The sequence below is a fragment of the Martelella sp. FLE1502 genome (genome assembly GCF_053484255.1).
Map to the genome: position 1 here is coordinate 12030 of NZ_JBAKFQ010000033.1, position 19459 is coordinate 31488.

Annotated in this window: 20 protein-coding genes and 1 tRNA gene; 14 read left to right on the plus strand and 7 right to left on the minus strand. The window is 62.4% G+C overall.

From position 1 onward, the window contains the following. Positions 1-62: 62 nt before the first annotated feature. The gene (locus V6767_RS20495) at positions 63-1526 is read right to left on the minus strand and encodes a D-alanyl-D-alanine carboxypeptidase (RefSeq protein ID WP_448475162.1); all 1464 of its coding nucleotides are present in this window, start codon (positions 1524-1526) and stop codon (positions 63-65) included. 234 nt (positions 1527-1760) lie between these two features. On the opposite strand from V6767_RS20495, the gene V6767_RS20500 reads away from it, so the two are divergent. Next, a complete protein-coding gene (locus V6767_RS20500) occupies positions 1761-2492 on the plus strand; it encodes a rhomboid family intramembrane serine protease (RefSeq protein WP_448475163.1) in 732 nt (243 codons plus the stop codon). Positions 2493-2598: 106 nt separating this feature from the next. After that, the gene (locus V6767_RS20505) at positions 2599-3033 is read left to right on the plus strand and encodes a CBS domain-containing protein (protein ID WP_230722463.1); all 435 of its coding nucleotides are present in this window, start codon (positions 2599-2601) and stop codon (positions 3031-3033) included. Positions 3034-3482: 449 nt separating this feature from the next. Here V6767_RS20505 and hisI read toward each other — a convergent pair whose 3' ends face one another. Continuing rightward, on the minus strand, positions 3483-3932 hold the full coding sequence (gene hisI / locus V6767_RS20510; RefSeq protein WP_448475164.1) for a phosphoribosyl-AMP cyclohydrolase: 450 nt from the start codon (positions 3930-3932) through the stop codon (positions 3483-3485). Between the two features lie 135 nt (positions 3933-4067). Here hisI and V6767_RS20515 point away from each other — a divergent pair, with 135 nt between their 5' ends. After that, positions 4068-4526, plus strand: a complete 459-nt coding sequence (locus V6767_RS20515) for an iron-sulfur cluster assembly scaffold protein (RefSeq protein ID WP_448475165.1) — start codon at positions 4068-4070, stop codon at positions 4524-4526. Further along, positions 4519-4851, plus strand: coding sequence for a membrane protein insertion efficiency factor YidD (gene yidD, locus V6767_RS20520; RefSeq protein ID WP_448475166.1), 333 nt, complete (start codon positions 4519-4521; stop codon positions 4849-4851). The genes V6767_RS20515 and yidD overlap by 8 nt, the downstream gene beginning before the upstream one ends. On the opposite strand, the gene V6767_RS20525 is transcribed toward yidD, so the two are convergent. From V6767_RS20525 to moaA, 4 genes are all read right to left on the minus strand, one after another. Beyond that, positions 4839-5660 (minus strand): methyltransferase domain-containing protein, encoded by an 822-nt coding sequence (locus tag V6767_RS20525; RefSeq protein WP_448475167.1) that lies wholly within the window; start codon positions 5658-5660, stop codon positions 4839-4841. The two genes, yidD and V6767_RS20525, sit on opposite strands and share 13 nt — an antisense overlap. Positions 5661-5725: 65 nt before the next feature. After that, positions 5726-6331, minus strand: coding sequence for a molybdenum cofactor guanylyltransferase MobA (gene mobA / locus V6767_RS20530; protein ID WP_448475168.1), 606 nt, complete (start codon positions 6329-6331; stop codon positions 5726-5728). Next, complete coding sequence (locus tag V6767_RS20535; protein WP_448475169.1) at positions 6328-7281, minus strand: DMT family transporter; 954 nt, start codon at positions 7279-7281, stop codon at positions 6328-6330. The genes mobA and V6767_RS20535 overlap by 4 nt, the downstream gene beginning before the upstream one ends. 77 nt (positions 7282-7358) lie before the next feature. Continuing rightward, positions 7359-8351 carry a GTP 3',8-cyclase MoaA gene (gene moaA / locus V6767_RS20540; protein ID WP_448475185.1) on the minus strand — a complete coding sequence of 331 codons (993 nt, stop codon included), beginning with the start codon at positions 8349-8351 and terminating at the stop codon, positions 7359-7361. 142 nt (positions 8352-8493) lie between these two features. Here moaA and V6767_RS20545 point away from each other — a divergent pair, with 142 nt between their 5' ends. Next, the gene (locus V6767_RS20545) at positions 8494-8865 is read left to right on the plus strand and encodes a gamma-butyrobetaine hydroxylase-like domain-containing protein (RefSeq protein WP_448475170.1); all 372 of its coding nucleotides are present in this window, start codon (positions 8494-8496) and stop codon (positions 8863-8865) included. 14 nt (positions 8866-8879) lie between these two features. Next, positions 8880-9491, plus strand: a complete 612-nt coding sequence (locus V6767_RS20550) for a pyridoxamine 5'-phosphate oxidase family protein (protein WP_448475171.1) — start codon at positions 8880-8882, stop codon at positions 9489-9491. Here V6767_RS20550 and V6767_RS20555 read toward each other — a convergent pair whose 3' ends face one another. Beyond that, on the minus strand, positions 9492-10562 hold the full coding sequence (locus V6767_RS20555; RefSeq protein WP_448475172.1) for an AI-2E family transporter: 1071 nt from the start codon (positions 10560-10562) through the stop codon (positions 9492-9494). 100 nt (positions 10563-10662) lie between these two features. On the opposite strand from V6767_RS20555, the gene V6767_RS20560 reads away from it, so the two are divergent. The 8 genes from V6767_RS20560 to rplA all read left to right on the plus strand — a co-directional run bounded on the left by V6767_RS20560 (position 10663) and on the right by rplA (position 19317). Beyond that, positions 10663-11244: a DUF924 family protein gene (locus V6767_RS20560; RefSeq protein WP_448475173.1), complete on the plus strand. Its 582-nt coding sequence runs from the start codon at positions 10663-10665 to the stop codon at positions 11242-11244. A 94-nt stretch (positions 11245-11338) separates the two neighbouring features. After that, complete coding sequence (locus V6767_RS20565) at positions 11339-13966, plus strand: mechanosensitive ion channel domain-containing protein (protein ID WP_448475174.1); 2628 nt, start codon at positions 11339-11341, stop codon at positions 13964-13966. Positions 13967-14275: 309 nt separating this feature from the next. Then, on the plus strand, positions 14276-16789 hold the full coding sequence (locus V6767_RS20570; protein ID WP_448475175.1) for a GcvT family protein: 2514 nt from the start codon (positions 14276-14278) through the stop codon (positions 16787-16789). 263 nt (positions 16790-17052) lie between these two features. Further along, a tRNA-Trp gene (locus V6767_RS20575) sits at positions 17053-17128 on the plus strand. A 167-nt stretch (positions 17129-17295) separates the two neighbouring features. Continuing rightward, on the plus strand, positions 17296-17496 hold the full coding sequence (gene secE / locus V6767_RS20580) for a preprotein translocase subunit SecE (RefSeq protein ID WP_026173618.1): 201 nt from the start codon (positions 17296-17298) through the stop codon (positions 17494-17496). Positions 17497-17514: 18 nt separating this feature from the next. Continuing rightward, positions 17515-18045: a transcription termination/antitermination protein NusG gene (gene nusG, locus V6767_RS20585; protein ID WP_180900957.1), complete on the plus strand. Its 531-nt coding sequence runs from the start codon at positions 17515-17517 to the stop codon at positions 18043-18045. A 142-nt stretch (positions 18046-18187) separates the two neighbouring features. Continuing rightward, on the plus strand, positions 18188-18616 hold the full coding sequence (rplK, locus tag V6767_RS20590) for a 50S ribosomal protein L11 (protein ID WP_018065629.1): 429 nt from the start codon (positions 18188-18190) through the stop codon (positions 18614-18616). A 5-nt stretch (positions 18617-18621) separates the two neighbouring features. Next, positions 18622-19317 carry a 50S ribosomal protein L1 gene (rplA, locus tag V6767_RS20595; protein WP_448475176.1) on the plus strand — a complete coding sequence of 232 codons (696 nt, stop codon included), beginning with the start codon at positions 18622-18624 and terminating at the stop codon, positions 19315-19317. The last annotated feature ends 142 nt before the right edge of the window (positions 19318-19459 follow it).

The following is a 19459-nucleotide window of genomic DNA, read 5'->3' on the forward strand; positions in this document are numbered from 1 at the left end:
GTTGTCGGGACCGGCGTTTTTATTGCCTGAAACGGCAGCGGTGTGCCGTTAATTCATGGCGTTTACTGAAGGCTGGCCCAGCAGCTTACGCCGTTCTGCTTCAGCGCGCGGCAGGCGCGTACCGCTTCTTCCTGATCGGAGAAGCCGCCGAAGCGGGCGCGGTAGACCGACTGGCCGCCGGTGTTGTAGGCGAGCGCGAAGGGCTCGGTGCTGTCGAGCGCGCCGCCGGCCTTGCCCTTGGTGCTGGCGAGAAGGGCCCTGGCGGCCTCCGGCGTGGCGGCAGTGCCGACCTGAACCACCCAGCCGCGCGACGCACGCACCGAACCGGTCTTGATCGAGGTGTCGGGCTGCGAAGCCTCGGCGGCCGGAACGATCGCTTCGCCCACCGCATCGGCAACGCCGTCAGCGGTTTCCAGGATGTCCTCGACGCTCAGACCATCGTCATTGTCGGGCGCACGGCGCGCGCTCGGCACCGGAACATTGGCGATCAGGTCGGCCTGCGGGCCGGAGAGGACTGCCGGGGCGGCAGCGGCCGTGTTGTCGTTGGCATAGGCGAGCGCGACGCCGCCGGTCTGGCTCGTGGGGCGCGCATAGGGGATCGGGCCGGTCTTCGGGAACACCATGGCGGCTGCGACGATCGGGCCGCCGCTGCTCTTCGTGCGGGCGATCACGAACTGCTTGCGGCCATTGGAGGCCTTGGGCAGGTAGGTGGTGATCAGCCGGGTCGCCCACTTGTCGCGGCTGGCGGATGTCGCGCCGCCCATGACCACGGCGACAATCGAGCGGTTGCCGGAAATGGCCGAGGTCGCGATGTTGAAGCCGGAAGCATTGGTGTAGCCGGTCTTGATGCCGTCGACGCCCTTGACGTTGCCGAGAAGGCGGTTGTGGTTGCCGATCGTGGTCTTGCCGAACTTGAAGCTGCGGGTGCCGAAATATTTGTAGTACTGCGGAAAATGCTGGCGCAGCGCGATGCCGAGACGGGCCTGGTCGCGCGCCGTGGTCTTCTGCGCGCTGTTCGGCAGGCCGTGGGCGTTCCGGTAGGTCGTTCTCGTCATGCCAAGGGAATGCGCCTTGTTGGTCATCATCTTGGCGAAATTGGTTTCCGAACCGCCGAGGAGTTCGCCAAGCGCGGTCGCCGCGTCATTGGCGGAGCGGGTCACCAGCGAATAGATCGCCGTCTCGACGCTGATCGAATTGTCGGTGCCAACCCCGAGCTTGGTCGGCGGCTCGGCGGCTGCGTTTTTGGAGAACGGCACCCGGGTGTCGAGCGTGATGCGGCCGTCGTCCAGCGCCTCGAAGGTCAGGTAGAGCGTCATCATCTTGGTGAGCGAGGCCGGATACCGCGGCGCATCGGGGTTTTCGCCGTAAAGCACCTTGCCGGTGTTGACGTCGATGACGATGGCGGCGTCATTGCTGTCGGCGCGCGCTGGGACAAACCCGGTCAGCAGAATCGTGAAGGCCGCGAGAAGGATCGCGGCCGCTGAAAACCGGCTCTTGGGGAATCGGCTTGTTGCCTGTCTCTGCATACGAAAAACTCTTGCGAATTCTGGCGGTTGATATTTGCTGGCGGTTCCGTGACCGGATGATACCGGCCCGGAAAGCACATTGCTAGGCTGTCGGTGAGTGTGCGCAAATCGGGGTTAATATCCCATTAAGTCCGCGGGAGGTTCGAGTGGTTTATTTAAGAAACTACGCATATAAAAAGCCTGCTTTCAAAGTCCCGGCCGATCGGATATCACACCGCAAACAGGAGTGCGACCATGCAAACACCGCGTACGGGCGGCGGCCGGATGGACCATGACCGGCATCGCGAGCCAGCCATCAACCTGCCGCCGGTGGTGATCGGCGCGCTGGCCGTGCTGTTTGCGATCTTCCTGGTGCAGGAATTCCTGCTCTCCTACCGCACCAATGTGATGATCTGGCAGGAATTCGGGTTCCTGCCGGTGCGCTATGCCCATAGCCTTTTGCAACAGGGCTGGGCATGGCTGTGGTCGCCGCTCACCTATTCGCTGCTGCATGGCGGCTGGACGCATATCGTTTTCAACGCCATCTGGCTGGCGATCTTCGGCGCGCCGGTCGCCCGACGCATCGGGGCGGCGCGGTTCCTGATCCTGTGGGTGACGAGCGCTGCGGCTTCCGCGTTCTTCTTCGCCGCCACCGATTGGGGCGCCGTCACGGTGTTGATCGGCGCGTCCGGCGTGGTCTCGGCCTATATGGGGGCGGCCTGCCGCTTCGTGTTCGCCGGCGGCCGATTCCTGCCGCAGGCGCATCTGGGGCCGCGCCTTTCCATCGCCGATGTGTTTCGCGATCGCACGGCCCGGGCCTTCGTGCTGGTCTGGGTGGCCGGCAATCTGCTGCTTGCGATCGGCGTCGGCTTTGCCGGCGTCAGCGCCGGCGAGATCGCCTGGCAGGCCCATATCGGCGGCTTTCTGTTCGGTTTCCTCACCTTCCCGCTGTTTGACGTCAAGCGGCCGCGCACCCTGGTTTTCTGAGCCGGTCACGGTTTCCTTGCAATCGCCTGAAACCTCATGCACCATTCGATTTTGCGTGGCCGGCCGGAGGCGGACACGCATCGGCGCCGTAAACGAGGAGGTTTCGATGTCCATTACCGTGAGAATGATACTTGCCGAGAAGGGCCGCGCGGTCGTGACCGCGAAGGGCGATACGTCGATTTCGGAAGTCGCGACGATCCTGCATCAAAACCGCATCGGCGCGGTCGTGATCGTCGGCAAAAATGACAGCATTGTCGGCATTTTCACCGAGCGCGATCTGGTCGGCGCGATCAGCAAGCACGGCGCGGGATGTCTTTCCCAACCGGTTTCGACGGAAATGACCGAAAACGTCTATCGCTGCGACGAGGGCGTGAGCGTCAACGAACTGATGGAAGTCATGACCAAGCGCCATTTCCGCCACGTGCCCGTCGAAGTCGACGGCCGTCTCGCCGGAATCATCTCGATCGGCGACGTCGTGAAATCCCGCATCCGCGAGGTGGAGCAGGAGGCCGAGCACATCAAGTCGTATATCGCCGGGTGAGGGGACGCCTTCTTTCTCGGGCCTTCCAGCCGATAATCTCTCCCCTGGAGGCAGGGGTATTGCATATGGCCGGTTCCGGAGAATCGAAGGGGGAACAGGTTGGAATCGTAGGAGGAACAAATGCTCCAAGATTCCAGCTTGTTGGCAAACGTCTCCCACATTCCGGGTCATCCTCGGGCTTGACCCGAGGATCCAGGCCACCCGGCAAGGGATCGTTATATATCTTAGCAAATTCAGCAGCTTAACCGCCTGGATGCTCGGATCAAGTCCGAGCATGACCCAAGAACGAAGAGTCAATGACACACGATGGTCAAAGCTGGGTGCTTTGTCAGCAGCCTGAGATTCCACGTTTGTTTCGCATATGCGATTCCCCTGCCCTCAAGGGGGGGAGATTGTGGGTTGCGAGGCCGCGGCGAAAACCTGGCCGGCCACTTCCTACTCCCTTGTCCCTATTTCCCGCCGTAGACTTCCTTAGGATCAAACGCCCTGTCGTCGTCGATACTGGTCAGCACGGCCTTGCCACCCTCGATCGAGGCCTTGCGGTAGAAGCAGGAGCGGCGGCCGGTGTGGCAGGCGGCGGCGTGGCCGGTCATGGTCACCTTGATCAGAACCGCGTCCTGGTCGCAATCGGCCAGCATGGCTTCGACGCGCTGAAGATTGCCCGAGGTTTCGCCCTTCTTCCAGATCGCCCTGCGCGAGCGGCTGTAGTAATGGGCAAAGCCGGTCTCCAATGTCAGCGCCAGCGCCTCGGCATTCATATGGGCGAGCATCAACACCGCATTGTCGCGCGCGTCGGTGACCACGGCGGTGACGAGACCGTTGTCATCGAAGCGCGGGGTGAAGGCGCGCGATTCATCGAGCAGGGCCTTGTCCTGCGGCGGCTTTTCGAAATTCAGCATGGCTTTTCCCGTTTCCGGCGGTTTAAATAGACCCGGATCGGAACCTTGGCAATCGTGTGCTGCGGGCTTGTTGCGACAGCGCCGAAAACCCATCTTCCGAATGAAGTATTGATAAGACGCGCCGCAGGGTGACCGATGGACGATATCTATTCCGCCAAGATTTTGCAGCATGCCGGCAATGTGACCCGGCTTGGCATTATCGAGGATGCCGACGCATCGGCCTCGGCGCATTCGCGGCTATGCGGATCGAAGCTGACGGTCTATCTCAACCTCGCGGATGGCCGCGTCAGCGATTTCTCCCACGAGTTGAAGGCCTGCGCGCTTGGTCAGGCGTCGTCGGCGATCATGGCCGAGACCATCATCGGCGCGACGCCGGCGGAAATCCGCGATGCCCGGGACAAGATGCGGGCCATGCTGAAGGACGGCGGGGAGGGGCCGGACGGACGCTTTGCCGAGATGCGCTGTCTCTTGCCGGTTAAGGATTATCCGGCCCGCCACGGCTCGGTGATGCTGACCTTCGAGGCGACCGTCAAGGCGCTCGATGCGCTGGAACGCGGCCCCGCTTTGGCCGAGGCTGCCGGGCGCGATGTGTAACCGGCATTCGCGCAATTACAGCGGACCCTTTCCGAAAACGCCGGGTCGGCTTCTCGGCCTCGGCCTGATCCGGTTCTACCAGCTCACATTCTCAAGCCTGATCGGCCAGTCCTGCCGGCATCTGCCGACATGTTCGGAATATGGCTATGAGGCGATCGCCCGCCACGGGCTTTGGTCGGGCGGGTTTCTCACGCTGTTTCGCGTCGGGCGCTGCGGGCCGGGCGGCACATGCGGCTTCGACCCGGTGCCCGAAGAACTGGACCCGCGCTGGCACTGGTATACGCCCTGGCGGTTCTATCGGGCGGGACGCCGTCACGCCTCCTGAAGCCGGGCGATCACCAGATAGCCGGGCGTGGGCTGACCATTTTCCATGCGGACATTGATATCGGTGACCTCGACCGTGTCGAAGCCGGCATCCTTGAGCCGGGCCTCGATATAGCCAAGGCTGTGGCCGAAGCGGTGATGCGGGCCGACGGCGTAGCCGGCGCCCTTCAGCCGGTCCTCCGGCAGTGTCTCGGCGGAAAAGGCCAAGATGCCGCCGGTTTCCATGTTGGCGGCGGCGCCCTGAAACAGCGCATCGAGCGTGCCGAGATAGGGCAGCACATCGGCGGCGATCACCAGATCGAACGGCGTTTCGTCGCTTTCCTCGAGGAATTCCTCGACCTCCGCAACGAACAGGGTGTCATAGAGCCCCTTTTCATAGGCGATCTCGACCATGTTCTCGGAAATATCGAGGCCGGTGATGTCGTCCGCCATGTCGTTGAGCGCGTCCGCGCCGAGGCCGGTGCCGCAACCGAGATCCAGCATCCGCCGGAACGGGCCGAGCGCAAGCGCCTGAAACCGCTGGCGGATCGTCATCGGCACGCAATAGCCAAGCTGCTCCACCAGAATATCCTCGAAATCATCGGCATGCTGGTCGAACAGGGTCTCGACATAGGCGCCCGGAGCCTTCAGCGGCGTATCGCCGAAGCCGGTGGCGGCAAGGCGCACCGCAGCGCCGCCATGGTCTTCCGGGTCGATCGCCAGCACTTCGCGATAGGCCTCCGCGGCCTCGGCAAGCCTGCCTTCCTTCTCCAGCGCCAGTGCCCGGTTATAGGCCTTCGCCAGCTTCTTCTCGTCGATCTTGCGCGCCATCGCCTCAGCCTCATGTGTTTCGGCCTACGCTCTATGCCGGGTCGCGGAATGGCGCAACAGCCGATTTAAGCCGCGCCAAGCCGTTTTCGGGCCTGCTCCAGCTCTTCCGGCGTGTTGATGTTGAAGAATGGGTCGCTATCGCCGACCATCTCGAAATCCACGAACCGGTGGGGATGGCGCTCCACAAAGCCCATCAGTCTTCTGTTGCCGTCCGCGAGCCAGGCCGCAAGGTCATCGGCAAGTACGACCGGCCAGAGGGCGAAGACGGGATGAACGCGGCCGTTCGAGCGCGCGGCGATGATTTCACCGGGGGCAGGGGCGGCAGCGGCTAGCCGGGCGACGAAGTCCGTCGGGAAGAACGGCGTGTCAACGGCGACCGAGGCGATATGCGAGGAGGGGCCGCGCTCGAAATGGCGAAGCGCCGACAGAATGCCGGAGAGCGGGCCGTCGTGCTCTCCGCCGCCATCGGTAACGACGGGAGCGCCTGCGAACTCCGCCAAGTCATCGTCATGACGGCTTATGACCACTGGTGCGCTCTGTGCGGAAATACGCGTGAGGGCATGGGAAAGCAGCGTTCCACCGCCGAAGGCGAGCATCGCCTTGTCTTCGCCCATGCGCCGCGAGGCGCCGCCGGCGAGAATGACGGCCGGGATGCGTTGAGCTTTCGTCAATCGCGCAAGACCTCCTCTTCAGCGCGTGCCAGCAATCCGCCGCCCTGCGGACCGCCGGGCTGGGTGGTTTCGCTGAGCGGCTCGATGCCGCGCTGGCGCTCGCGGTAGAATGAATAAAGGCCCGCGCCGACGACGATCGCGCCGCCGATCAGCACGTTCACGCCCGGATAGGTCGAAAACATGATCATGCCGAGGATGGTCGACCACAACAGCCCGGTATAGCGGAACGGCGCGACATAGGAGATATCGGCCTTGCGCACGGCGAACACGATGAACTGGTAGCCGATCAGCAGAAAGCCCGCTGCCAGGACCAGCAGGCCGACCAGCGGCCAGCGCATCAGATCCCAGTCCTGTTCGATGGTGCCGAGCCCGGCCCCGCCGATGGTCAGCAGGGCGGAGGTCGAGAGGGTGATCACGATCGCCGGCACATCGGTGCGGATCGCCTTGGTGAGCAGGTCGCGGGCGGTGGCGAAAAGCATGGCGATCACGACGTAGAGCGCGCCGCTCTCAAAGCCGGCGGGACCCGGCTTGATGATGATCATCACCCCGATGAAGCCGGCGATGATCGCGCTCCACCGCCGCCAGCCGACGGGTTCGCCCATGAACAGCGCCGCGCCGAGCGTCACGGCCAGCGGCAGGCATTGCAGGATCGCCGCCGCATTGGCAAGCGGCATCGCCTTCAGCGCTTCAAGATAGGCAATGGCGGCGACAAGCTCGCACGCGCTGCGGATCAGAACCTGCGGCTCCAGCACGGCCCGCATGTGCGAAAACACGCCCGCCCGCCAGGCGATGATCAGTGCGATGAACATGACGATCAGGCCGCGGAAGAACATTATCTGCCCGACGCCGATCTCCTCGGTGAGTTTTTTCACGATCGCGTCGTTGATCGAAAAGCTGGCCATGCCCGCGATCATGAACAGCGCGCCGGAAAGATTTGAGGAAATACGCATCATTCGCCCATATTTTGATCATTCGGTTCATATCGCCGAACCGAGTCTGGGGGAAGACGCGTTGATGCTTTATATTTTCAGCCGCCGGTCATGCTCATGTGGCGGGCGACGGCGACGCGGGAAGTTTTTTCGTCGAGTTCGAAATTATGCTCTTTCGGCTTGCGGGCGATGGCATTGTCTATGGCGCGGTGGAGTGCCGCCTCATTACCAGGATTGTCGCGCAGCACGGCGCGGAAATCGGCATTGTCGTCCTGGCCGAGACACATATAGAGCATGCCGGTGCAGGTGAGCCGCACCCGGTTGCAGCTTGCGCAGAAATTGTGGCTGAGGGGGGTGATGAAGCCGAGCTTGCCGCCGGTCTCTTCCACCCTGACGAACCGCGCCGGCCCGCCGGTGTCGAGCGGGATGTCGGTCAGCGTGAAGCGCTCCTCAAGGTCGCGGCGGACCTTCGACAGCGGCAGATACTGCGCGGAGCGATCGGTCTCGACCTCGCCGAGCGGCATCGCCTCGATCAGGGTCAGGTCCATGCCCTCGCCATGGGCGAAGCGTAGCAGGTCGGGAATTTCGGCCTCGTTGAAGCCGGCAAGCGCCACCGCGTTGAGCTTGACCTTCAGCCCGGCTTTTCGCGCGGCCTCGAGACCCGCCATCACCTTGTGAAAATCGCCCCAGCGGGTGATTTCGCGGAATTTCTGCGGATCGAGCGTGTCGAGCGAGACGTTGATACGGCGCACGCCGGCGGCATAGAGGTCGTCGGCAAAGCGCGAAAGCTGGGAGCCGTTGGTGGTCAGCGTCAACTCGTCGAGCGCGCCGTCCTCGATGCGGCGGCCGAGCGCCTCGATCAGGTGCATCACATTCTTGCGCATCAGCGGCTCGCCGCCGGTGAGCCGCAGCTTGCGCACGCCCTTGTCGATGAAGGCGTTGCACAGGCGTTCGAGTTCTTCCAGCGTCAAGAGGTCGCGTTTTGGCAGGAAGGTCATGTTTTCGGCCATGCAATAGGTGCAGCGGAAATCGCAGCGATCGGTCACCGAGACGCGCAGATAGGTGATCGCGCGCCCGAAGGGGTCGATCATAGGCGCGGGTTTTTCGTCCGCTATCTCGCTGAAATGCCTGTTCACGCAAAATCTCCTTGCCGGGAAGATGTTCTTCGGGTTGGCAAGCGTCAAGTCCGGTGTCAAACAAAGCTCTGTGAAATGGTGGCGAAAGGAGCCGGTTTTGACATCGATTCCGACAGAGATCAGGGTCTCGAAAGACCGCAAAAGCCTGACCGTGACATTTGACGACGGCGCCCGTTATGCCCTGCCGGCCGAGATGCTGCGGGTTTTGTCGCCTTCAGCAGAGGTCAAGGGCCATGGTCCCGGCCAGGCGGTGACGGTGCCGGGCAAGCGCAATGTCGAGATCATGACGGTCGCGCCCGCTGGCAATTACGCGATCCGCATCGGCTTTGATGATATGCACGACAGCGGCATCTATACCTGGACCTATCTGCGCGAACTGGGCGAGGACGGCGCGCGGATGTTTGCCGACTATGAGGCGGAGCTTGCCGAAAAGGGCATGACCCGCGACCAGGCGGAGCGTCCGCGTTGAAACAGGAGTGATGCATGAAGACGATCGGAACGATCGAGGAGCTAAGAGAGCGCTACGGCGATCCTGGCCATGCCTCGATTGCCAAGGTGGCTGAAAGGTTGACTCCTGCCTATAGACGCTGGATCGAAGCCTCGCCCTTTCTGGCGCTTGCGACAGCCGGTCCGGAGGGGCTGGATTGTTCACCGCGCGGGGACGAAGGACCGGTTGTCCGGATCACTGACGAAAAAACGGTGATGCTGCCGGACTGGCGCGGCAATAACCGCATCGACTCGCTCCAGAACATCGTGCGCGACCCGCGCGTAGCGCTGCTTTTTATTGTGCCCGGTTCCAACAATGCCCTGCGCATCAATGGTTCGGCCGTACTTGCCGTTGACGACGACCTGCTGGCGAGTTTCGAAGTCGGCGGCAAACATCCGCGCTCGGTGATCGTGGTCACCATCGACGCCGTCTATTTCCAATGCGCGCGGGCGCTGCTTCGCGCGGGACTTTGGAATCCGGCGCGATTCATCGATCCTGCTTCGTTGACAAGTGCGGGCGAGATGACGAAGCAGGCAAGCGCGGAGGCCTTCGACGCGGAGAGCTATGACCGGGAATGGCCGGAGCGCGCCGCCAGAACCATGTGGTGATCAGCTTTCCGGCGCAGCCAAAGCCTTCACCTCTTTTCGTCTGGACTTGCCGCCGAAAATGTTGGCGACCCAGTGCAGCGAGGGAATGTTTTCGCACACCGTCAGAAGCGCGATCGTGATCGGCACGCCGAGGAAGGTGCCGAACAGGCCCCACATGAAGGTCCAGAAGAAGATCGAGAACACCACCACGAAGGGCGAGATCGAAAGCGTCGATCCCGACACCATCGGCTCGACATAATTGCCGATGATGAACTGGATCAGGTTGAGCGAGACAAACAGCACCAGCGCCGTTTCCCAATGCTCGAACTGGATGACGCCATAGAGTGAGGGAAACACGGTGGCGATCACCGAGCCGATGAACGGGATATAGTTGAGCGCAAAGGCGATCACGCCCCATTCGATGGGGAAATCGAGCCCGGTGACGGTCGCCGCGCCCCAGAACAGAAGGCCGGTGATGGCGCTCATTTCTGTGCGCACCAGCATGTAACGACCGAATTTGCGGGCCGTTTCATGGGCAATCTTCACAGCCGTGGCGGCAAAGCCGGGCTGGTTGATCACGTCGAGCTTGTTGCGCAGCTTGTCAACCTCCGTCAGGCCGAGCACGACATAGGCGAGCACGACAAGCCAGAAGCTCAGCGTGGTGCTGGCCTGCCCGGTAATTTGCCTGACAGTGCGAACCACGAGCCCGACATTGAAGACATCCGACAGCGAGCTTGCAACCGCAATTCCTTGTCCGTCGAACCAGGCGACGGCGTCCTGATAGGCCGCTTGAAGCTGCCACGCTGCTTCGACGAACGAGGCCGCGACCCGGGAAAAGCCCCAGATCACCAGCGTTGCGAAGATTACGAACACGACGATCGTGGAAATGACGGTAAGCGCCAGCGCCGCCAGCGCCGGCATGAATCTCTGCAGCGCGTTCTTGATCGGCCAGGTGACGGCGATGATGAACAGCGCAAGCGCCACCGGCTTGAGGAATCCCGCCCCCCCGCGGATCGCCAGCAGCAAGAGGATCACGAAGATCAACGATGTGACGACGGTGACGCCGCGCCGCGATCCGGCTGGTTCAGGCATATATGTCTCGCAAATGTCTTGCTTGAGCGGAGCTATGTGAAAATGTATCGTCCCCGTCTGTCATGCGCAAGCAGAACTGCATAAGCCGAGGAGAGGCGACATGAGCGAATTCATCGACGAGGCGGCGACCCCTGAACAGGTGCTTGCATTCTGGTTCGAGGAGCTGACGCCGAAGGACTGGTTCCAGCCCGACGATGTGGCAGCGCTCGACCGCACGATCCTCTACCGGTTCTTCTCCACCCACCGGGCGCTGGCGCAGAAGATCGCCGGCCCATGGCGCGCGACCCCCGAGGCGCAGCTTGCCGCCGTTATCGTTCTCGACCAGTTTCCCCGCAATATCTACCGCGCGACGCCGATGGCCTTTGCCACCGACCGGCTGGCGCTCAGGGAAGCGAAGTTCGCCGTCGCCAGCGGCGCGGACCAGGCGGTGCCGGCGGACCGTCGCGCCTTCTTCTACATGCCATTCGAACATTCTGAAAAGCTGAAGGATCAGAAACGCTCGGTCGAGCTGTTCAAGACGCTCGGCAATGACGAATACTCGCGCTTTGCCGAAAGCCATCGCGATGTGATCGCCGAGTTCGGCCGGTTCCCCCACCGCAACGCGATCCTGAAGCGTCGTTCCACGCCGGCCGAGCGGGTCTATCTTTCGAGCGAGGAAAATACCGGCTGGGGCCAGAAGTGACGAAACAGGGCGGCGGCAAGGTCCGCTGCCTTGAAATTGACGCGCTGCTCATCAAGAGCACCGGTGCAGGATAAGTGAAAGGGCCAGCGGTTTGATGTGGCGAGGCGGCGCAAGGGCGGGGATTTTCGGCATTCTGTATCTGGCGCTGGCGCTCGCATTGCCGGCGGCGGGCGCTTATGCCCAAGAGACCGGCCAGGCTGCCACCCCCGCGACGGGGCAGCAGGCCGCAACGCAGCCCGCAAGCGATGCTTCCGCGGCGCCGGCTGCGGGTGCGCCGCAGGCAAGCGGCCCCGCGGCGGCGGACGCGACGCCAACCGATCCGTTCGTACAGGATATGCAGGACCGGCTGAGCGGGTTTTCGCAGACGCTCTCGACGGTCACAACGGCGCTTAGCGGTCAACCGCCGGGCACCGATGCGCTTGTAAAGCTGCAGACCGAGGTGGACCAGCTTCAGATCGAACTTGCCAAGACGGTGAGCGCGACCTCGGACCGGCTGACGGAGGTGCGCGCGCAGCTTGCCGAACTCGGCTCCGCCCCCGGGCCGGGCGAGACCCCAGAACCGGCGGTCACCACGGACGAGCGCAACAAGCTTCTGGCCCAGCGTTCGGAAATTAATGCGCTGTCCGATCAGGCCCAGAAACTGAGCTCCGCCGCCAACGAGGCGTCCGCCGATATCAGTCGCATAAGGCGCGAGCAATTCGCCGAAAAGCTGTTTGCCCACACCGACCTGATGCAGCTGTTCTCCTCCGATTTCAGCCGTCTGCTCAGCGCCGAGATCACAGCCTTCAGGGTGTCTTACGGCGGATGGCTGAACTATATCTGGAACGCGAAACGGCTGCCTTTCCTGGCCGCCATGTTGCTTTCGCTGCTGGCGGCGGTGTTTTCCTATCGCATCTCCAGCCGCTACCTGGAGCGCACCAAGCTCGACTTCGAGGCGCAGGAACCCGATTACGTGGCTCGGCTTCTGGCAAGTTTCTGGACCACGGCGATCCCGAGCCTGGCGCTGCTTGCCTTTCTCATCGTTTCCTATGTCCTGTTCATCAGCCTGAACATCTTCCTGCCGGATGTGGAGCGCTTCGTGCGCGCGGCCTATGTCTCGGCCGCCATCATCATTTTCGTGTTCCTGCTTTCGCGCAACGTGCTGACGCCGCTTCGCCCGCAATGGCGACTGGTGCCGGTGAGCAATCCGGCGGCGCGCAACCTGACGCTGGCCTTCACCGCGCTTGCCGCGATCAACTGGATCGATATCCTGCTTGGCGTCCTGAACGATACGCTCGATGCGGATCTGCGCCTCGAGGTCGCGCGAAGCCTCGTGACCTCGGTGCTGATCGGCGCGATACTGATCGCAATGTCGTTCATACGGCCGCGCGCGCCGATGGGCGGCAAGAAGGCGCAAAAGCGTTCGTTCAAGATCCTGTTTCCCTCCATCATCGCCGCTTTGACCCGGCTTGTCGGCATTTTCATAGTGCTGGCGGCTCTGATCGGCTATGTCGCGCTCGCCCGCCTCGCGGCCAATCAGGTGGTGCTGACCGGCGGGGTGCTGATAACGATGTATCTCGGCATGCTGCTCGGACAGGCGGTGTCGCAGCCGGGCGGTTTCGCGAGAACCGGCTACGGCAAGCACTTCGTCAGCCGCTTCGGCATATCGAGTGTGCGCAGCGACCAGATTTCGCTCGTGCTCGGACTGGTGACCTATGCGGCGACGCTTTTTATCGGCATTCCGCTGATACTGTTGTCATGGGGCGTGCGCTGGGAGGAGATCAAGCTCTGGGCGGGCAATAATCTGACCTCCGTCACCGTCGGATCGATCACCATCTCACTTGGCGGCATCCTGATCGGGGTGTTGCTGTTTATCGGCGGTTATCTCGGAACCCGCTGGTTCCAGGGCTGGTTCGACAATAATGTGCTGTTGCGCTCCAAGGCCGACTCCGGGGTCAGAAATTCGGTCAAGACCGGCATCAGCTATCTCGGCATCGTGCTCGCCGGTCTGCTGGCGATATCCGCGGCCGGGGTCAATCTTTCGAGCCTTGCGCTTGTCGCCTCGGCGCTGTCGATCGGCATCGGCTTCGGGCTGCAGACCATCGTCTCCAACTTCGTCTCCGGTCTCATTCTTTTGGCGGAGCGGCCGTTCAAGGTGGGCGACTGGATCGTCTCCGGAACGACTGAAGGCTTCGTCAAGCGCATCTCGGTGCGCGCGACCGAGATCGAGACCTTTCAGCGTCAGTCGATCATCGTGCCGAATTCAGAGCTGATCAATGCCTCGGTCGGCAACTGGATGCATCACAACCAGATGGGGCGCTCCGAGGTGGCGGTCGGGGTTTCCTATGACAGCGACCCGCGCACCGTCATGAACATCCTGATGGATATCGGAACCTCGCACCCGCTGGTGCTGCAGAACCCGGAGCCGATGGTGATCTTCATGGGGTTCGGCGAATCGACGCTGGATTTCGAGCTGCGAGTCTATCTCGCCGACGTCTTCAACGGCATTTCGGTGCGCAACGATATAAGGGTGGCGATCTTCGAGCGCTTCCGTGACGCGGGCATCACCATTCCCTATCCCCAGCGCGACCTGCACATCATCCCGCAGAAGGAGCGCCACGACGAACTGGCGAACTCGATCCGCAAGCAGATGCGCAAGACGGCGCCCGCGCCGGTCGAAAGCGAAACCGCCCCGTCCTTCGATCATCCCGATGCCGGCAATGACGACGGCGGCGAGCGCTGAGCGCCGCGCGAGCGCACGATTTTCAGCGCGTCGCGGCCACAAGACTGCATGTCGCAAACGGGCTGTTGGCGGGGCTGCGCGCGTTGCATAGTCGGGTGAAGAACGGCCCGTCGACAAGCGAGCCAGTTTGCGGACAGACCTCCCCTGTTGGGGTCATCCTCGGGCTTGACCCGAGGGTCCAGGCAGCGTTCTCCGTGTCGCCTGGATGCTCGGGTCAAGCCCGAGCATGACGCATCAAGGGATTGGAGCCTTGTCATCAGACTGACGCGCCGAAGGCGGGCACAGGCGCTATCCTCAGAGGCGGAACGGATGACAACGAAAACTCGGGCACTGGTGATCGGCGGCGGCGTCGTCGGCGTATCGACGCTTTATCATCTGGCGAAAAAGGGCTGGTCGGACGCGGTTCTGATCGAGCGCAAGGAACTGACCTCCGGCTCCACTTGGCATGCCGCCGGCCTGCTGCCGCTGTTCAACATGAGCTATTCCGTCGGCCAGTTGCACAAATATTCGGTCAATCTCTATTCCGCGCTGGAGGAGGAAACGGGGCTGAATGTCGGCTTCTCGAAGGTCTCCAATATCCGGCTCGCGATGACCAAGGACCGGATGGACGAATATCTCTATTATTCCGGCATTGCCGAGACCATTGGCGTCGATTTCAGGTTCCTGACGCCGGAAGAAGTCAAGGAGGTCTGGCCGCTCTGCGAAACCGATGGCCTGCTCGGCGCGATCCAGCATCCCGGCGACGGCTATATCCAGCCGGCCGACCTGACCCAGGCGTTGGCCAAGGGCGCGCGCGACAACGGTGCGCGGATCATGCGCAATACCACGGTCACCGAAATCCGCCAGAACGCGGACGGCACCTGGCATGTGGAGACCGACAAGGAGGCGTTCACCGCCGATCACGTGATCTCCTGCACCGGCAACTTCGCGCGGCGGACCGGCGCGATGGTGGGTCTCAATATCCCGGTCATCCCGGTCGAGCATCAATATATCGTCACCGAGCCGCATCCGGCCATTCTGGAGCGCAAGAAGCAGGGCCTGCCCGAAATGGGGGTCTTACGCGAATCCGACAGCGCCTGGTATATGCGCGAGGAAGCCGGCGGGCTCATCCTCGGGCCTTACGAGAGCGGCGCGCCGGTCTGTTATGTCGACGGACCGTCCGACGACAGCGAATACGAGCTGTTCCAGGAGGAACTCGACCGGCTGATGCCGCATATCGAGACCGCGATGGCGCGCGTTCCGGCCTTCGCCGAAGTCGGCATCAAGAAGGTCTATAACGGCGCGATCGCCTATACGCCGGACGGCAACCCGATCGTCGGCCCCGCGCCGGGGCTGAAGAATTTCTGGCTGAACGAGGGCCATTCCTTCGGCATCACGGCCGCCGGCGGCGCCGGCTGGCAGCTGGCCGAATGGATCGTCAATGGCGAGCCGACCGTTGATCTTGCGGGCGTCGATCCGCGCCGCTTCGGGCCCTACGCCACCGAGGGTTACCTCATCGCCAAGAACGAGGAGGCCTATGCCAATGTCTTCACCATGCACTATCCCGATGAGGAGCGTGGTGCGGCGCGGCCGCTGAAGACTTCGCCGGTCTATGAACGGCTGAAGGCGCTCGGCGGCGTGTTCGGCTCGGTCTATGGCTGGGAGCGCGCCAACTGGTATGCGCCGGAGGGCTATGCGCTGGATGAGAGCGAACTCGGTGTCGGCGCCGATGTGATTACCAGCCACAATCATGCGCCGCCGCTGGACGATGGCCGGATCGTTGAAAAGTGGTCATTCCGTCGCTCGAACTATTTCGAGCATGTCGGCAACGAGGTGAAACACGTCCACGAGAAGGTCGGCGTGCTGGACATGACGCCGTTCGCCAAGATGGAAGTGTCGGGTCCGGGCGCGCGTGCCTACCTCGACAGCATTTTCGCCAACGCAATCCCGAAGAAGCGCGGCCGGATCGCGCTCTGCCACCTGCTCGGCCAGGAAGGCGGGGTGAGGGCCGAGTTCACGCTTTATGAGTGGGCGCCGGACCGGTTCTATCTGGTCTCCGGCGCGGGGCTGGAAAGCCACGACCACGACCTGCTGATGAAGCTCGCGCCGACCGACGGCTCGGTCACGCTGCGGCCGCTGACCATGGAGATGGGCGTGCTCGTGGTCGCCGGGCCGAAGTCACGCGATCTTCTGAAGAAGCTGACGCGTTCGTCGCTCGAGAACGAGGATTTCGGCTGGCTCACAGGGCAGCCGATCTCGATCGGGGCGGCAAGCTGCCATGCGCTGCGTGTCAATTTCGTCGGCGAGCTCGGCTGGGAGCTGCATCACCCGATCGCGATGCAGACCTATATCTTCGATCACCTGATGGAGGCCGGCGCCGAGTTCGACATCAAGCCGTTCGGCATCCGTGCGATGGGCGCGATGGCGCTGGAAAAATCCTACCGCGCCATGCAGCGGGAAATGACGATCGAATACACCGCCTACGAATCGGGCCTCGACCGCTTCATCAAGCCGAAGAAGGATTTCGTCGGCAAGGAGGCGCTGCTGTCGAAGAAGGAGGCTGGTCTCGGCTCGGTGTTCGCAACCCTGATCGTCGACGGCGTCACCGATTGCGACGCGCGCGGCTCCGAAGCGATCTATGACGGCGACGGCAATCTCGCCGGCCGCGCCACCCAGGGCGGCTTCGGCTGGCGCATCGGCAAGTCGATCGCGCTGGCGATGCTGAAGCCCGACTATGCGACACCGGGGACGAAGCTGAAGATCAGGATTCTCGGTGACCTTTATGACGCGACCGTCGTGGAGGAGAGCCCGTTCGATCCGGAAAATGAGGCGCTCAGGGCGTAGACCAGCGGCACCTGCTCTTTCTCAGTCTTGCTGGCCTTGAGCCGGCATGAAGGGCTACGAGGCAAAGCTGCAGGTTTTCGCGCGCCATCGCTTTGCGGCGGAGGAACAGCGAGCTCTGCGGCTTACAGCCGGTCAACGGGGTGTATTGCGCAATCTTCACAGGCATTCATGAAAAACACCCTTGCAAAGCGCGCGTCATATCCGTAAATGAGCGCCATGTCTGATGCCGGCGCGCGGAAACGCCTGTCGCCGGTTGAGGATGAAGGGGTATAGCTCAGTTGGTAGAGCGGCGGTCTCCAAAACCGCAGGTCGGGGGTTCGAGCCCCTCTGCCCCTGCCAGCACGCCGGATCGGCCGCGCAAATCAGTGGCCGGCTCGCGTGAATGTGAAAACAAAAATACGTTTTTCTCTTGTGTCAACGAAAAACGATGATATGTAGTGAAAAACAGACTCGCGGCGCGTGGAGCTGGATCTTCCGCTTTACGTGCCGTAAAGGCGTGGGCATTTATGGCATCTAAAACCAATCCATTCACGTTTCTGCAGCAAGTGCGCGCTGAGACGGCCAAAGTCGTTTGGCCTTCCCGGCGCGAAACTGTGATTTCGACCCTCATGGTGATCGTGATGGTCGTGATCGCGGCGTTTTTCTTTTTCGCTGCGGACCAGTTGATGAGCTTGTTGATGAATTTCATCCTCAATCTCGGCGCCTGATCGGGGAAGGGGAAGCAGATGGCTATGCGTTGGTATATCGTTCACGCCTATTCCAACTTCGAAAAGAAGGTGGCTGAGGCGATCGAGGAGAAGGCCCGCCAGAAGGGTCTCGACCAGTATTTCGACCGCATTCTCGTTCCGACCGAAAAGGTCGTCGAAGTGCGTCGCGGCCGCAAGGTCGATTCTGAGCGCAAGTTCTTTCCCGGCTATGTGCTGGTCAGGGCCGAGCTTAATGATGAGGTGTTTCACCTGATCAAGAACACGCCCCGCGTGACGGGTTTTCTCGGCAGCGACCAGAAGCCGGTTCCGATTCCGGATTCCGAGGCCGAGCACATTCTCGGTCAGGTTCAGGAAGGCGTCGAGCGCCCGAAGGCGACCGTGCTTTTCGAGATCGGCGAGCAGGTGCGGGTATCCGATGGTCCGTTCGCGTCGTTCAACGGCGTTGTGCAGGATGTCGATGAGGAGCGCGCCCGCCTGAAGGTCGAGGTTTCGATCTTTGGCCGCGCCACCCCGGTCGAGCTGGAATACGCCCAGGTCGAGAAAGTTTGAAGTTTTGCCCCTTCGGGGGCATTGCGCGTGGAAGAACAGGGCGCTTAGCCGGCGCCCGGAGGTTCGCACCACGCAACCGCAGCCGCCGGCATAGGCCGGCAGTCGGGCCGGGGTTCCGGTCCACAACGTGAAAGGCAGAGTAATGGCTAAGAAAGTTGCAGGCCAGCTCAAGCTGCAGGTCCCGGCAGGTTCGGCAAATCCGTCCCCGCCGATCGGTCCCGCACTTGGTCAGCGTGGCATCAATATCATGGAATTCTGCAAGGCGTTCAACGCCGCCTCGCAGGAAATGGAAAAGGGTATGCCGATCCCGGTCATCATCACCTATTTCCAGGACAAGTCCTTCACCTTCGTGATGAAGCAGCCGCCGGTTTCCTACTTCCTGAAGCGGGAAGCGAAGCTGAAGTCCGGTTCGAAGACCCCGGGCCGCGCATCGGCCGGCAAGATCACCTCTGAGCAGGTCCGCAAGATCGCGGAAGCCAAGATGAGCGATCTGAACGCCGCCGATATCGAAGGCGCAATGCGCATGGTCGAGGGCTCCGCCCGCGCCATGGGCCTGGAAGTGACGGGTTGATTGCCATGACCAAGATTGCAAAGCGTATTCAGAAGACCCGCGAAGGCGTTGACGTCAACAAGCTCTACGCCCTGTCCGAAGCCGTGCAGATGGTCAAGGAACGCGCCACCGCGAAGTTCGACGAAACCATCGAGATCGCGATGAACCTCGGCGTTGATCCGCGCCACGCCGACCAAATGGTCCGCGGCGTCGTCAACCTGCCGAACGGCACGGGCCGCAGCGTTCGCGTTGCCGTGTTCGCCCGCGGCGCCAAGGCCGATGAAGCCAAGGAAGCCGGCGCCGACGTCGTTGGCGCGGAAGAGCTGGTCGAAGCCGTCCAGGGCGGCAACATCGATTTCGATCGTTGCATCGCCACGCCGGACATGATGCCGCTCGTCGGCCGTCTCGGCAAGGTGCTCGGCCCGCGCGGCATGATGCCGAACCCGAAGGTTGGCACCGTCACGATGGACGTCAAGGCGGCTGTCGAAGCTTCCAAGGGCGGCGCTGTCGAGTTCCGCGTCGAAAAGGCCGGTATCGTTCACGCCGGCGTCGGCAAGGCCTCGTTTGACGCCAAGGCGCTCGAAGAAAACATTCGCGCCTTCGCCGATGCCGTCGTCAAGGCAAAGCCGGCCGGCGCCAAGGGCAACTACGTCAAGCGCCTGGCGCTGTCGTCGACCATGGGCCCCGGCGTCAAGATCGACTTCTCGTCGGTCAACGCCTGAGCGCGTAACATAGAATTTCCGGAAGCGATCTTCCGGTGACAAGTTTCCGGGCTCCAGGGCCCGGAAAAACCCGGGATAAAACCCGGTTTCCTGTCCGAGATTGCAGGTGGGCAACCTTAATTATGCCTGCATGAGACGGGTG

Coding starts and splice junctions, on each gene's coding strand:
- V6767_RS20570 (WP_448475175.1), top strand. CDS start 14,276: ATGACAACGAAAACTCGGGCACTGGTGATCGGCGGCGGCGTCGTCGGC.
- V6767_RS20550 (WP_448475171.1), top strand. CDS start 8,880: ATGAAGACGATCGGAACGATCGAGGAGCTAAGAGAGCGCTACGGCGAT.
- V6767_RS20535 (WP_448475169.1), bottom strand. CDS start 7,281: ATGCGTATTTCCTCAAATCTTTCCGGCGCGCTGTTCATGATCGCGGGC.
- secE (WP_026173618.1), top strand. CDS start 17,296: ATGGCATCTAAAACCAATCCATTCACGTTTCTGCAGCAAGTGCGCGCT.
- V6767_RS20555 (WP_448475172.1), bottom strand. CDS start 10,562: ATGCCTGAACCAGCCGGATCGCGGCGCGGCGTCACCGTCGTCACATCG.
- V6767_RS20505 (WP_230722463.1), top strand. CDS start 2,599: ATGTCCATTACCGTGAGAATGATACTTGCCGAGAAGGGCCGCGCGGTC.
- yidD (WP_448475166.1), top strand. CDS start 4,519: ATGTGTAACCGGCATTCGCGCAATTACAGCGGACCCTTTCCGAAAACG.
- V6767_RS20560 (WP_448475173.1), top strand. CDS start 10,663: ATGAGCGAATTCATCGACGAGGCGGCGACCCCTGAACAGGTGCTTGCA.
- V6767_RS20515 (WP_448475165.1), top strand. CDS start 4,068: ATGGACGATATCTATTCCGCCAAGATTTTGCAGCATGCCGGCAATGTG.
- V6767_RS20500 (WP_448475163.1), top strand. CDS start 1,761: ATGCAAACACCGCGTACGGGCGGCGGCCGGATGGACCATGACCGGCAT.
- moaA (WP_448475185.1), bottom strand. CDS start 8,351: ATGATCGACCCCTTCGGGCGCGCGATCACCTATCTGCGCGTCTCGGTG.
- V6767_RS20525 (WP_448475167.1), bottom strand. CDS start 5,660: ATGGCGCGCAAGATCGACGAGAAGAAGCTGGCGAAGGCCTATAACCGG.
- nusG (WP_180900957.1), top strand. CDS start 17,515: ATGGCTATGCGTTGGTATATCGTTCACGCCTATTCCAACTTCGAAAAG.
- V6767_RS20495 (WP_448475162.1), bottom strand. CDS start 1,526: ATGCAGAGACAGGCAACAAGCCGATTCCCCAAGAGCCGGTTTTCAGCG.
- V6767_RS20565 (WP_448475174.1), top strand. CDS start 11,339: ATGTGGCGAGGCGGCGCAAGGGCGGGGATTTTCGGCATTCTGTATCTG.
- hisI (WP_448475164.1), bottom strand. CDS start 3,932: ATGCTGAATTTCGAAAAGCCGCCGCAGGACAAGGCCCTGCTCGATGAA.
- rplA (WP_448475176.1), top strand. CDS start 18,622: ATGACCAAGATTGCAAAGCGTATTCAGAAGACCCGCGAAGGCGTTGAC.
- rplK (WP_018065629.1), top strand. CDS start 18,188: ATGGCTAAGAAAGTTGCAGGCCAGCTCAAGCTGCAGGTCCCGGCAGGT.